The sequence below is a fragment of the Streptomyces sp. NPDC021019 genome (assembly GCF_044333295.1).
GTDB lineage: Bacteria > Actinomycetota > Actinomycetes > Streptomycetales > Streptomycetaceae > Streptomyces.
In genome coordinates, this window is the sequence record NZ_JBIRQR010000001.1 from 661,320 (window position 1) to 674,260 (window position 12,941).

At 71.7% G+C, this 12,941-nt stretch carries 11 protein-coding genes; 10 read left to right on the forward strand and 1 reads right to left on the reverse strand.

Annotated elements, in window-relative coordinates; translation table 11 throughout:
* Positions 1 to 474 precede the first annotated feature (474 nt).
* The 7 genes from ssd (at position 475) to ACH4RG_RS03130 (ending at position 6,054) form a co-directional block, all read left to right on the forward strand.
* Complete coding sequence (ssd, locus tag ACH4RG_RS03100) at positions 475 to 1,611, forward strand: septum site-determining protein Ssd (protein WP_397918324.1); 1,137 nt, start codon at positions 475 to 477, stop codon at positions 1,609 to 1,611.
* Entirely contained in the window at positions 1,608 to 2,756 is a 1,149-nt protein-coding gene (locus ACH4RG_RS03105) for a TadA family conjugal transfer-associated ATPase (protein ID WP_397927514.1), read from the forward strand. The genes ssd and ACH4RG_RS03105 overlap by 4 nt, the downstream gene beginning before the upstream one ends.
* Entirely contained in the window at positions 2,717 to 3,676 is a 960-nt protein-coding gene (locus ACH4RG_RS03110; protein ID WP_398539034.1) for a type II secretion system F family protein, read from the forward strand. The genes ACH4RG_RS03105 and ACH4RG_RS03110 overlap by 40 nt, the downstream gene beginning before the upstream one ends.
* Positions 3,673 to 4,515, forward strand: a complete 843-nt coding sequence (locus ACH4RG_RS03115) for a type II secretion system F family protein (protein ID WP_398539035.1) — start codon at positions 3,673 to 3,675, stop codon at positions 4,513 to 4,515. Before ACH4RG_RS03110 ends, ACH4RG_RS03115 begins: the two co-directional genes overlap by 4 nt.
* A 146-nt stretch (positions 4,516 to 4,661) precedes the next feature.
* On the forward strand, positions 4,662 to 4,928 hold the full coding sequence (locus tag ACH4RG_RS03120) for a DUF4244 domain-containing protein (protein WP_397918268.1): 267 nt from the start codon (positions 4,662 to 4,664) through the stop codon (positions 4,926 to 4,928).
* Between the two features lie 106 nt (positions 4,929 to 5,034).
* A complete protein-coding gene (locus tag ACH4RG_RS03125) occupies positions 5,035 to 5,400 on the forward strand; it encodes a TadE family type IV pilus minor pilin (protein ID WP_398539036.1) in 366 nt (121 codons plus the stop codon).
* 141 nt (positions 5,401 to 5,541) lie between these two features.
* Positions 5,542 to 6,054: an Rv3654c family TadE-like protein gene (locus ACH4RG_RS03130; RefSeq protein WP_397927516.1), complete on the forward strand. Its 513-nt coding sequence runs from the start codon at positions 5,542 to 5,544 to the stop codon at positions 6,052 to 6,054.
* On the opposite strand, the gene ACH4RG_RS03135 is transcribed toward ACH4RG_RS03130, so the two are convergent.
* Positions 6,017 to 8,485, reverse strand: a complete 2,469-nt coding sequence (locus ACH4RG_RS03135; RefSeq protein ID WP_398539037.1) for a DEAD/DEAH box helicase — start codon at positions 8,483 to 8,485, stop codon at positions 6,017 to 6,019. The two genes, ACH4RG_RS03130 and ACH4RG_RS03135, sit on opposite strands and share 38 nt — an antisense overlap.
* A 79-nt stretch (positions 8,486 to 8,564) precedes the next feature.
* Between ACH4RG_RS03135 and ACH4RG_RS03140 the strand changes: the two genes are divergently transcribed.
* The 3 genes from ACH4RG_RS03140 to ACH4RG_RS03150 all read left to right on the forward strand — a co-directional run bounded on the left by ACH4RG_RS03140 (position 8,565) and on the right by ACH4RG_RS03150 (position 12,503).
* Positions 8,565 to 8,918 carry an STAS domain-containing protein gene (locus ACH4RG_RS03140; RefSeq protein ID WP_003967428.1) on the forward strand — a complete coding sequence of 118 codons (354 nt, stop codon included), beginning with the start codon at positions 8,565 to 8,567 and terminating at the stop codon, positions 8,916 to 8,918.
* Between the two features lie 199 nt (positions 8,919 to 9,117).
* Positions 9,118 to 9,588 (forward strand): ATP-binding protein, encoded by a 471-nt coding sequence (locus ACH4RG_RS03145; RefSeq protein ID WP_397918264.1) that lies wholly within the window; start codon positions 9,118 to 9,120, stop codon positions 9,586 to 9,588.
* 485 nt (positions 9,589 to 10,073) lie between these two features.
* The gene (locus ACH4RG_RS03150) at positions 10,074 to 12,503 is read left to right on the forward strand and encodes a sodium-translocating pyrophosphatase (RefSeq protein ID WP_397918263.1); all 2,430 of its coding nucleotides are present in this window, start codon (positions 10,074 to 10,076) and stop codon (positions 12,501 to 12,503) included.
* Positions 12,504 to 12,941 lie beyond the last annotated feature (438 nt).

The following is a 12,941-nucleotide window of genomic DNA, read 5'->3' on the forward strand; positions in this document are numbered from 1 at the left end:
CGGCGCGTGGGTTTGCCTGAGAAGGCCCTCGGGTACACCATGGAAGTCACGGATCGTTCGCGACCGTGCAAACCCGGTCCGACTCCTCCCCCCCCGAGTCGACCGTGGGGACGACCCCCGCTCTCCCCCCCGGCGGGGGTCGTCGCATGTCCGGACACTTTTTAGGGGTGGGAACCACCTGAGCCTCCCGTCTGGCCGCTTATCGGCCTGATTGTGCGAGTCGGGTGTCGCGCGTCTCGCCTCGTCACAGTGTGTAGCCAGAGAGCTGCGCTCCGGAAGTCGCTGGTTCGGGTTACGAAGTTATTCACAGCCTTGAAGTTGTCCACAGTTTTTCATCAAGATCCACATGATTTTCCGAGGTGCTGCACGTTGATTCCACCCGCGAAGTCCGCGGGTGCCGGAATCGCGCATCTCGGAACGCTCCGAGAACACCGCGAACCGTACTGAAGGGGCAGGGAGAAGGGGGCGGAGATCGTGGCTGGATCCATCGCAGGAGAAGGAACGGCGGTCGACGGGGGGCGGCGCGGAGGCCCGCTGATCGTGACGGAGGACGTGGAACTGCTCGACGACCTGCTGCGGCTCTGCGCGGCGGCCGGAGCCGAGCCGGAAGTTCATCACGGGCCGCCCGGGCGCCGGGGCGGTTGGGAGCGGGCTCCGATGGTGCTGGTGGGAGATGACGCCGCCGCGCGTTGCCGCGGCGCCGGCCGCAGGAAGGGGGTGATGCTGGTGGGCCGGGACCAGGACGACCCCGACGTGTGGCAGCGGGCGGTGGAGATCGGGGCCGAATACGTGCTGCGTCTGCCCGATTCCGAGCCCTGGCTCGTCGATCAGATCGCCAACGCCGCCGAAGGCGTGGGTAGACCCGCTTTCACCGTCGGTGTGATGGGTGGCCGGGGCGGCTCCGGCGCATCGACGCTGGCCTGCGCCCTTGCCGTGAGTGCGGCGAGGTCCGGCAAGCGGACGATGCTGATCGACGCCGACCCTTTGGGGGGCGGGATCGACGTCCTGCTCGGCGGCGAACGGGCCGAAGGCATGCGGTGGCCGGATTTCGCGCAGTCGAAGGGCCGCCTCGGGGGAGGAGCCCTTGAGGACTCGCTGCCCGCCCTCCACGGGTTGCGGGTGCTGAGCTGGGGTCGGGACGACGAGGTGGTGATCCCGCCGCAGGCGATGCGTGCGGTGCTGGCCGCCGCGCGACGACTCGGCGGGGTGGTGGTCGTTGACCTTCCGCGCCGGGTCGACGAGTCGGTCGCCGAAGCACTGGCCCAACTCGACCTGGGCCTGCTCGTCGTGCCGGGCGAACTGCGCGCGGTAGCAGCGGCCAGGCGCGTCGCGGCCACGGCCGGAATGGTGCTGGACGACCTGCGGGTAGTACCCCGGGGGCCGTACGCGGCAGGGCTGGACGGGCGATGGGTGGCCCAGGCCATCGGCCTGCCGCTCGTCGGCGAACTCCCCATGGAATCGGGCCTTCTGGTCGCGCAGGACGATGGCACCCCGCCCGGAGCCAGCGCCCGGGGGCCGCTGGCCCGGTTCTGTTCGGCCTTCTGGGAACAGGCAGGGGCGGCCGGTGACGCAAGCTCCGTGACCGGTCTGCCCGGGGGAGGGTCGGTATGACGGACGAACTGCTCGACGCCGTACGCCAGCGGCTGGCACGCAGCGGTGCCGCTCCCACCCCGGCCGGCGTGGCCGCTGCTCTCAGGGCTCAGGGGCGGTTGCTGGGGGACGCCGAGGTGCTCGGGGCGGCGGCGGAGTTGCGCGGCGAACTCGTCGGCACGGGCGTGCTGGAGCCGTTGCTCGCCGATCCGGAGGTGACCGATGTGCTGGTCTCCGCGCCGGACCGGGTGTGGGTGGACCGGGGTGTTGGGCTCCAGCTGACGGGCGTCACCTTCCCTGACGCGGCGGCGGTGCGGAGGCTGGCCCAGCGTCTCGCCGCGGTGGCGGGCAGGAGACTGGACGACGCACGCCCGTGGGTCGACGCACGCCTGCCCGACGGCACGCGGATGCACGCCGTGCTGCCCCCGGTGTCCGTCGGCTCGACCTGCCTCTCCCTGCGCGTGGTGCGGCCACGGGCCTTCTCGCTGGCGGAGTTGGTGGACGCGGGCACGGTGCCGCCGGGCGGAGACCGGATCCTGCGGGCGCTCGTGGAAGCGCGGATCTCCTATGTGATCAGCGGCGGCACCGGGGCGGGCAAGACGACGCTCCTCGCCAGTCTGCTGGGCGCGGTCGGCCCGAACGAGCGGATCGTGCTCGCCGAGGACTCCGCCGAGCTGCGGCCGGACCATCCGCATGTGGTCCGCCTGGAGTCACGTCCGGCCAATCAGGAGGGGGCGGGCCGGGTGACGTTGCGGGACCTGGTGCGGCAGGCACTGCGCATGCGGCCCGACCGGCTGGTGGTCGGTGAGGTGCGAGGGGCTGAGGTCACGCAGTTGCTGGCCGCCCTGAACACCGGACACGAAGGGGGGTGCGGCACTGTCCACGCCAATGCCGCCGAGCATGTTCCGGCCCGACTGGAGGCTCTGGGCACCGCGGCCGGTCTCGACCGGGTGGCGCTGCACAGCCAGTTGGCGGCCGCGCTCTCTGTGGTCGTGCATCTCGTGCGGGACCGCGCGGGGCAGCGGCGAGTCGCCGAGGTGCACGTCCTGGAGCGGGACGCGGCGGGACTGGTCCTCACGGTTCCGGCCCTGAGCTGGGGCGTCGGCGGATTCGTTCCGGAGCGCGGATGGGAACGTCTGCGGTCGCTGATCGGGGGTGCGCTGTGACGGGGGCGGCGTCCGCGTACGCGGCCCATGCGGTGGCTCTCTGCGCTGGTTCAGCGGTGTGGCTCGCGATGGTGCGGGACACGGGCGTTCGGAGGGCGCGGGTGTTGTTCGTGGACGCTCCCGCCGAGTCGGGTCGGCCATGGAGCCGATGGCGGCCGCACCTGCTCAAGGCCCTGGGACGTGTGGGGGAGTCGGCCCGGGGGCGTCGGGAGTGGTGGTGCGTTCCGGTCGCGGTGCTGCTTGCGGTGCTGGGGAGGTCGGTGCTGCCGCTGGTAGCGGGGGCCGTGGCGGTCCCTTTGGTGCGTCGGTGGTTGCGGAGGCGGGCTGGAGCGAGGGAGGCGGAGCGGGCCGCTGCCGCGGTGGCGGCGTTGTGCGGAGCCGTGGTCGGGGAGCTGCGGGCCGGCCGCGAGCCGGGAGAGGCGTTGCTGCGCGCGCTGCGCGAAGATCCGTCGGAGGTCGGCTCGTCGGAGTCGCCCACTTCGGGCGGCCGGCTCGGGGAGACGGAGGCCGCGGTGCTGGCGGCGGCGCGCTTCGGCGGCGACGTGTCGACGGCGCTGCGGAGGGCGGCGGAGGTCCCGGGGCTGGCGGGCCTGTCCGGGATGGCGGCGTGCTGGCACGTGGCCGTGGACGGCGGGGCCGGGCTGGCGACCGGGCTGGAGCGCCTGGAAGCGGCGCTGCGGGAGGACCGGCGCAGACGGGAGGAGCTCCGTGCCCAACTGGCGGGAGCGTGGTCGACGGTCATGGTCCTGGCACTGCTCCCCCTTGCGGGGCTGGGGCTGGGAGCGGCACTCGGAGCCGAACCCTTGCGTGTACTGCTGCACACCCCCGGCGGCCTGGCCTGCCTGGCTGTGGGGGTGTTCCTGGAGACGGCCGGGCTGTACTGGGCCTGCCGGATCGTGCGCGGAGGGGAGGCGACGTGAACATGGCGGACGGAGGAGTTCTCCACAGCCTGGGGATGTCCGCGGCGGTGCTGGGCGTGGCGGCGCAGTCGGCAGCCATGATCGTCGCCGCATTTCGGAAGCGAGCGGTGCGCGGGCGGGGTGCGCTGCTGCTGGGGACGGTCATCGCGGCACGGCCCGGCAGGGGGAGCCGGCTGGTCGCACCGTTCCGGGCGAGCGGTCGTTCGGATCTCTCCGAGTCCGCCCGGTGGTGGGCGGCCCCGGCCGGGGCCTGGCTGGCCGGATGGATTCTGGTCGGCGGTGCGATGGGCTGCGCGGTCGGTTCGGCCGCGGCGTACGGGCTGTGGCGGTGGCGGCGCAACCGGCCCGCCGCTCGTTCGGGCGGTACGCGTCGGGAGCGGGCCGTGATCGCCGAGCAACTGCCGCTGGCCGCGGATCTGCTGGCGGCCTGTATCGCGGTCGGGGCAGGCCCTCGGGAGGCGGCCGCGGCGGTGGGCCAATCCATCGGCGGCCCGGTCGGTGATCGGCTCGCCCGTACGGCCGCCGAGATCCGCCTCGGCGGCGAACCGGCCGATGCGTGGGGTCGGTTCGGGGAGATACCGGGCGCCGGCCCGCTGGCCCGCTGCCTGCACCGGGCTGGTTCGACGGGGGCCCCGGCCGCGGAGCCGGTTGCCAGGCTGGCCGAGTCGATGCGCGCCGAGCGAGCCGCCGCGGCGGTGGCGCGGGCCCAACGGGCCGGGGTGCTGATCACGGCACCGGTCGGCCTCTGCTTCCTCCCCGCCTTCCTGTCGGTCGGGGTGGCACCGGTGATCCTCGGCCTGGTCGGCGACCTGCTCGCGACCGGCCGTCCGGGCCGGTGAGGTTGCGTGGGTCGATGGGCCTGCCGGGCTGGTGAGCCTGCCGGGCTCTTGCGGCCGAAGCGACCTGGCGGCCATTCATTTTCGCTGTCATTCACGGGTGTTCCCTTCGGGCGCCCGCTCGTCATCGATGCTTGTCGGGGGATGAAATGGAGACGAAGTTCTGGGACCGGGCCGTCCACGTTCTGCGTGGAGGCCGGCTGTCCGAGGGTGTGCCGGGCCGGAGGGCGAAGTGGGCCGCACGGTGGGCGGGGCGGCTCGGCAGGTCCGATCGAGGGATGACCACGTCCGAGTACGCGGTGGGAACCATCGCCGCGTGCGCCTTCGCGGCGGTGCTCTACAAGGTGGTGAACAGCGGGCCGGTGCTGTCGGCGCTGCAGTCGCTGGTCGAGGACGCGCTCGATGCGAAATTCTGAGACTCCGCCGGGGGCCCGCCCGGAGAAGACCCCTGGGGCATGGGATCGCGGCATTCTCCGCGGCCTTCCCCGGGGGCGGCGGCGGGGGCCGCGAGGACGCCCGGCCATGCGTGGCGGCGGGCGCGGCGACCGGGGCGCCGTGACGGCGGAGGCGGCTGTGGTGATCCCGGTGCTGGTGGCCTTCACCACAGCGCTGCTCTGGGCGTTGATGGCGGCCTCGGACCAGATCCGCTGTGTGGACGCGGCTCGGGCGGGGGCACGGGCGGCGGCCCGCTCGGAGCCGGAGGCAGCCGTACGGGAAGCCGTCCGTGACGCGGCACCCCGCGGTGCCCGGGTCGAGGTGGGGCGAGCAGGAGACCTGTGGCGCGTCCGGGTGGAGGCCCCGGCCCCGGGGCCGGGCGGGCTGGCTCTGACGTTGAGAGCCGAGGCGGCCGCCCTGGCGGAGGACACGGTCGGGGGCTCCGGGCCGTGAGGGCGAGGGAAACGGGAACCTGGGGGCGGGCACTGGGGCACCGGGCGGGTGTCGTCGGCGGGGCAGGGCCCCGCGGTCGGGTCAGGGCGGGGCAGGGAGAGAGACGAGGGCGAGAGCGAGGACAGGCATATGGGTCGGTGGATGGGGCGGGACCCGGACCGGGGAGCGGGCCGGCGGACGGATCGGATAGCAGCTTGGCTCGGGGCCGCGCTCGGGGGCCGGATCGCACGCCGGATCGCGAACCAGCGCGCGGGTCTCGGTGGGGACCGAGGTGTGGCGACGGTGTGGGTGGCTGTCACCGCGGCAGGTCTCTGCACCGTGTTCGCGGTGGTGCTCGCGCTGGGGCAGGCCGTGGTTGCCCGTCACCGGGCGGGCGGGGCCGCGGATCTGGCCGCCCTCGCGGCCGCGGACCGGGCGCTGGAAGGGACGGTGGCCGCGTGTGCGACGGCCCGGCGAGTGGCCCTGGCCCAGGGGGCCGTGCTCGTTCGCTGCGTGGTGCACGGGGAGATCGCTGATGTGACCGCCCGCTCGGGATTCGGGCCCTACCTGCCCACTGTCCGGGCCCGGGCCGGCCCTCCCGTCGATCCTGGGGCCGGGTCTCCGGCCGATGGCCGGGCTATACCGGTTCGTCAGGTTCCGGGGGTGCCGCCCTGAGGAGTTCGGTGAGCAGGCGTACGGCTCCGCGTTTGTGCAGGGGCTCGTTGCCGTTGCCGCACTTGGGGGACTGGATGCAGGAGGGGCAGCCCGCATCGCACTCGCAGGACGCGATGGCCTCCCGGGTCGCCGTCAGCCACGCACGGGCGGTGTGGAAGGCCCGCTCGGCGAATCCGGCTCCTCCTGGGTGGCCGTCGTAGACGAAGACCGTCGGCAGCAGCGTGTCGGGGTGCAGCGGTACGGACACGCCGCCGATGTCCCAGCGGTCGCAGGTGGCGAAGAGCGGCAGCAGGCCGATCGACGCGTGCTCGGCGGCGTGCAGTGCGCCGCCGAGGATCTCCGGGTTGACGCGGGCCGCGTCGAGCTGGTCCTCGGTGACCGTCCACCACACGGCGCGGGTGCGCAGGGTGCGGGGTGGCAGGTCGAGCTTCGTCTCGCCCAGGACTTCCCCGGTGATCAGCTTCCGGCGGAGGAACGAGACGACCTGGTTGGTGACCTCGACGGAGCCGTAGCAGAGCCGCCCCTGGCCCCAGGGGATCTCCGTGTCGGTCTTCAGGACGGTGATGGCCGTGGTGTCGCGGGCGACCGTCGAGTACGGCGGGTCGGCCTGTTCGACCAGGGCCACGGAGTCCTCCAGGTCCAGTCTCCGGACCAGGTGGGTGCGGCCCTGGTGGAGATGGACGGCCCCCTCGTGGACGGCCGTGTGGGCGGCCGTCTCGTCGACGGTGCCCAGCAGACGGCCGGTGCCTTCCTCGACGATCTGGACGGGGCGGCCGCCCCCGCCCCGGATATCGGCCAGGTCGGCGGCTCGCTCGCGGCGCGTCCAGTGCCAGCCCGACGCCCGTCTGCGTAGCAGCTTCGCCGCCTCCAGCTGCGGCAGCAGCTCGGGCACGGCCGGGCCGAAGAGGGCGATGTCGGGCTCGGTCAGGGGTAGCTCGGCGGCTGCGGCGCAGAGGTGGGGGGCGAGGACGTAGGGGTTGTCCGGGTCCAGCACCGTCGACTCGACGGGCTGCTGGAAGAGGGCCTCGGGGTGATGCACCAGGTACGTGTCCAGCGGGTCGTCCCGGGCCACGAGAACGGCCAGGGCGCCCTGGCCCGAGCGGCCGGCCCGGCCCGCCTGCTGCCAGAGGGACGCCCGCGTGCCCGGGTAGCCGGAGATGACGACCGCGCCGAGACCGGAGACGTCGATGCCCAGTTCCAGGGCGGTGGTGGCCGCCAGACCGAGCAGCTCGCCGGAGTGCAGCGCCCGCTCCAGGGCCCGGCGCTCCTCGGGGAGGTAACCCCCGCGATAGGCGGCGATCCGCTTCGGCAGCGAGCGGTCGACCTCCGCGAGGCGCTCCTTGGCGATCACCGAGATCAGTTCCGCGCCGCGCCGGGAGCGTACGAAGGCGACCGAGCGTACGCCCTGGAGGGTCAGGTCGGTGAGGAGGTCGGCGGTCTCGGCCGTCGCGGTACGGCGAACGGGTGCACCCTTCTCGCCGTGCAGGTCGGTCAGCGGGGGCTCCCACAGGGCGAAGACCAGCTCACCGCGCGGGGAGGCGTCGTCGGACACCTCCCGAACCGGCAGACCCGTCAGACGCCCGGCTGCGACCGCGGGATCGGCCGCCGTGGCCGAGGCGAGCAGGAAGACCGGATCGGCCCCGTAGCGGGCGCACAGACGGCGTAGACGGCGCAGGACCTGGGCGACGTGGGAGCCGAAGACGCCCCGGTAGGTGTGGCACTCGTCGATCACGACGTACCGCAGGGCGCGCAGGAAGGACGCCCAGCGGGGGTGGGAAGGCAGTATTGCGCGGTGCAGCATGTCGGGGTTGGTCAGGACGTAGTTCGCGTACTGCCGCACCCATTCGCGTTCCTCGACGGGGGTGTCGCCGTCGTGGACCGCGGGCCTGACGGCGTTGCCGAGCGGGGCCGCGAGCGCCTTCACCGAGCGCCGCTGGTCGGCTGCCAGGGCCTTGGTGGGGGCGAGGTACAGGGCGGTGGCCCCGCGGCCGTTGGGGGCCTCCGAGCCGTCCAGGAGGGTGCTGAGGACCGGTGCGAGGTACGCGAGGGACTTCCCGGAGGCCGTGCCGGTGGCGATCACGACCGACTCGCCGTCCAGCGCGTGTTCCGCCGCGGCCGCCTGATGGGCCCACGGATGGGCGATCCCGGCCTTCTCGATCGCCGAGATCACTTCTGGCCGGATGCGATCCGGCCAGATGGCATGGGTTCCCGATCGCGGGGGCAAGTGCTCCGTATGAGTGATGCGCGCGGACCGGCCCGCCCCTGCGGCGAGCCGGTCGAGGATCATGGCGGGAGAGGGGCGCGAGCCCCTACTTTCGGGTGGTCGTCCGGGACGGTGATTCTTGGCCATCGGCACCGAGTGTGTCACTGGCGTGACGGACAATGGTCCCAAGGCGTCGTGCATGGCTGCTGGTAAGTGATTGAATGCCATCGCGGCTGGCGATCCGTCCCCTGGCCTCCGTCGGGGAGACCGAGGGGCGACCGCTCGATAGCAAGGTGCTGGAGGATCCGTGGACCTGTCCCTGTCGACTCGCAATGTGTCCGGGCCTGGTGGCGACCGTACGGTCGTCGAGGTCGGTGGCGAGATTGATGTGTATACCGCGCCCAAGCTGCGCGAGCAGTTGGTCGAGTTGGTGAATGACGGCAGCTACCACTTGGTTGTCGACATGGAAGGCGTCGACTTCCTCGACTCCACCGGCCTCGGCGTGCTCGTGGGTGGCTTGAAGCGTGTCCGGGCCCATGAGGGCTCGTTGCGCCTGGTCTGCAACCAGGAGCGCATTCTCAAGATCTTCCGGATCACAGGTCTGACCAAGGTGTTCCCGATTCACACCACGGTCGACGAGGCTGTCGCCGCCACCGACTGAGGTCGGAGCGGGCCGGCCCCCGGGTCGGTCGGCAGGCGGTGAACAGGCCGGCAGCGGCAGCGCATGGGCCGTGACGGGCAGACGGTCGACCCTTGGGTCGGCTGTCGGCTTTGTCGGCTTCCGGAGGAGGAGAGCAGGGGTGCCGGGCGATATGCCCGGGGCCTCTGAGGCGTACGCCCGAACGTTCGAGGGGGATGTCATGGCCACCGTTGAACTCCGCTTCAGCGCCCAGCCTGAACATGTCAGGACGGCCCGCCTGGTGGCGGCCGCCGTGGCGCGCAGGGCCGGTGTCGACGAGGCGGTGCTCGACGAGGTCAGGCTCGCCGTCGGGGAGGCGTGCAGCCGCGCGGTCGGGCTGCATCGCAGTCACGGCATCACCGAGCCGGTCAGCGTCGCGTTGACCGAGGAGGAGAAGGCGTTCTCCATCGAGGTCGGGGACAGCGTTCCCGGCCCCGGCGGGGGTCCCACCGCGTCCGGGGCGCGTCACAGTTCCGGTGCTTCCGGAGCGGGGCCGGACCGGGCCGATCCCGAGATGGACGGCGAGGGCGAGGACGAGATGGGCCTCGCGGTCATCAGCGGTCTCGTCGACGACGTGGAGGTTCGATCCGGTGCGGCCGGCGGAGTGATCCGCATGAGCTGGCCGACGGCCGACGCCGCGGTGCGCCCCTGAGGGCCCGTACCCGCGTCTGCGCCTGCGCCCCTACCTGCGTCTGCCTCTGTTTCCGCACATGCTGCTCGCGCGTGCCCGTGCGTGCGCGGTCCGTGCCCGTGCCCAGACCCCTCCGGCACTGCCCGTGCCTGTGCTCGGCGTTCCTGTGCCTCTGCCCGTGATGAGAGGTGCTGAGGTGCCGTGATTCTGGGTGTGAGTTGCCGCGGTGTGCTGAGAACCGTCCTCCGGGACCTGCGCGTCGAGGACCGTGGGCGTTGAGCCACGCGGACGATGTTTCGTTTTTTCAGGCCCTGCTGAGCAGGGCCTTTTTCTTGATTTTCTTCGCGTAATGCGCCGGCCTCATTACTGCATTCGAGGAGAATCCTTCCGCTGATCTTTCGGCGTTGGGGGGAGAGCGATCAATTCTCTTCCCACCCACTGTTTTGATCAGGTTCCGCTCCCTACAATCCGTCCACGACTTGAGCGCTGAGCGTCAAGGAGGACGTATGGCGGAGTTCCTCACCACCCCAATGGCAGCACTGACGCAAGAATCCGCACTTTCCGACCGACCCGCCTCCCTCGCGGCGGCGGTACTCACCGATGGCAACCGGATGATCGTCATCGTGGTGGCGGTCGTCGCCGTCGCCGCGCTGATCGTCGCCCAGCTGCTCGTACGCCAGGTCCTGGCGGCAGGCGAGGGCACCGAACGCATGAAGGAGATCGCCGCGGCGGTCCAGGAGGGCGCGAACGCCTATCTGTCCCGACAACTGCGCACGGTCGGTGTCTTCTCCGTCGTCGTGTTCTTCCTCCTGTTCCTGTTGCCGGCCGACAACTGGTCTCAGCGCGCGGGGCGTTCCCTCTTCTTCCTGGTGGGTGCGCTTTTCTCCGCGGCGACCGGATACATCGGCATGCGGCTCGCCGTACGGAGCAATGTGCGGGTGGCCGCAGCCGCTCGTGAGGCGACTCCGGCGGAAGGTGAGCCGGAAAAGGATCTCACCGCCGTCTCGCACAGAGCGATGAAGATCGCTTTCCGCACGGGTGGCGTGGTCGGAATGATCACGGTGGGCCTCGGCCTGCTCGGGGCCTCCTGCGTGGTGCTCGTCTATGCCGCCGACGCGCCCAAGGTGCTGGAGGGGTTCGGCCTCGGCGCGGCGCTGATCGCCATGTTCATGAGGGTCGGCGGCGGGATCTTCACCAAGGCCGCGGATGTCGGGGCCGACCTGGTGGGCAAGGTGGAACAAGGCATCCCGGAGGACGATCCGCGCAACGCCGCCACCATCGCCGACAACGTGGGCGACAACGTCGGTGACTGTGCGGGCATGGCCGCCGACCTCTTCGAGTCGTACGCCGTGACGCTCGTCGCCGCGCTCATCCTCGGTACGGCCGCGTTCGGCGACTCCGGTCTCGCCTTCCCCCTGATGGTCCCGGCGATCGGCGTCGTCACCGCGATGATCGGGATCTTCGCGGTGGCCCCGCGCCGCGCCGACCGCAGCGGCATGACCGCGATCAACCGCGGCTTCTTCATCTCCGCGGTGGTCTCGCTCGCCCTGGTGGCCGTTGCCGCCTTCACCTATCTGCCCTCTTCGTACGCCGAGCTGGACGGGGTCACCGACGAGGCGATCGCCGGGCACGGTGGTGATCCGCGGATCTTCGCCCTGGTCGCGGTGGCCATCGGCATCGTCCTGGCCGCGCTCATCCAGCAGCTCACCGGCTACTTCACCGAGACCAATCGCCGCCCGGTCCGGGACATCGGGAAATCCTCGCTCACAGGTCCGGCCACCGTGGTGCTGGCGGGCATCTCCATCGGCCTGGAATCGGCCGTGTACACCGCCCTGCTGATCAGCCTGGGCGTCTACGGGGCGTTCCTGCTGGGCGGTACGTCGATCATGCTGGCGCTCTTCGCGGTCGCGCTCGCCGGGACGGGGCTCCTCACCACGGTGGGCGTCATCGTGGCCATGGACACCTTCGGACCGGTCTCGGACAACGCCCAGGGCATCGCCGAGATGTCCGGGGACGTCACAGGGGCCGGCGCCCAGGTCCTCACCGACCTGGACGCGGTCGGCAACACGACCAAAGCCATCACCAAGGGCATCGCCATCGCCACCGCCGTACTCGCCGCGGCGGCGCTCTTCGGGTCCTACCGCGACGCCATCGCCACGGCGGTGGACGAGGTCGGGGCCGGGGCGGGCGAGCTGGGGCTGAGCCTGGACATCTCCCAGCCCAACAACCTCGTCGGCCTGATCCTTGGCGCGGCGGTCGTCTTCCTGTTCTCCGGGCTGGCCATCAATGCCGTGTCCCGGTCCGCCGGGGCCGTGGTCTACGAGGTCAGGCGGCAGTTCCGCGAGCATCCCGGGATCATGGACTACTCGGAGAAGCCCGAGTACGGACGCGTCGTCGACATCTGCACGCGCGACGCCCTGCGTGAACTGGCCACACCGGGACTGCTCGCGGTCCTGGCGCCGATCGCGGTCGGCTTCACCCTCGGCGTCGGCGCCCTCGGCTCGTACCTCGCCGGCGCGATCGCCACGGGCACACTGATGGCCGTGTTCCTCGCCAACTCCGGAGGCGCCTGGGACAACGCCAAAAAACTCGTCGAGGACGGCCACCACGGCGGCAAGGGCAGCGAGGCCCATGCCGCGACCGTCATCGGCGACACGGTCGGCGATCCGTTCAAGGACACGGCGGGTCCGGCGATCAACCCGCTGCTCAAGGTGATGAACCTGGTCGCCCTGCTCATCGCGCCGGCGATCGTGCAGTTCAGCTACGGAGCGGACGCCAGCCCCTGGGTGCGGGCGCTGGTGGCGGTCGTCGCCATCGGGATCATCGTCGTCGCGGTCTACGTCTCCAAGCGACGCGGCATCGCCGTGGACGACGGCGACGCCTCCGGGGGCGGCGGTCCCTCGGTCCCCGCGCCGGATCCAGCGGCGACCCCGTGAGTCTTGCGTAGCGAGGTGTGCCGGGCGCGCGCAACTGTGTGACGCGTGTTCAAGGGGCGGGCGCGAGGTGAGAACTGACGCTCCGTCCGTCCCGTCTCCGCCCCGTTTCGCCTCTTCTCTGCTCCTGCCCCTCCTGCGTCCCCTCCGTTACCGTCCGATGTCGCCTGCGGCTGCGGCTGCGTCCCCTCCGTTACCGTCCGATGTCGCCTGCGGCTGCGTCTGCGTCTGCGCCTGTGTCTGCGCCTGCGCCTGTGTCTGTGTCTGTGTCTGTGTCTGTGTAGAGAGTGACGGGGCGAAGGGGACGACGATCGGAAGCAGCCTTTCGGATGGGTGACCGATCGTGCGTCCGATTCTCGGCGTGAGTGGCATCTCCCTCATTTCCCTTGGTGCAAATGGCTTCAAAAGCCTGCACACCGGATGACCGGCACCCGGCTGTCG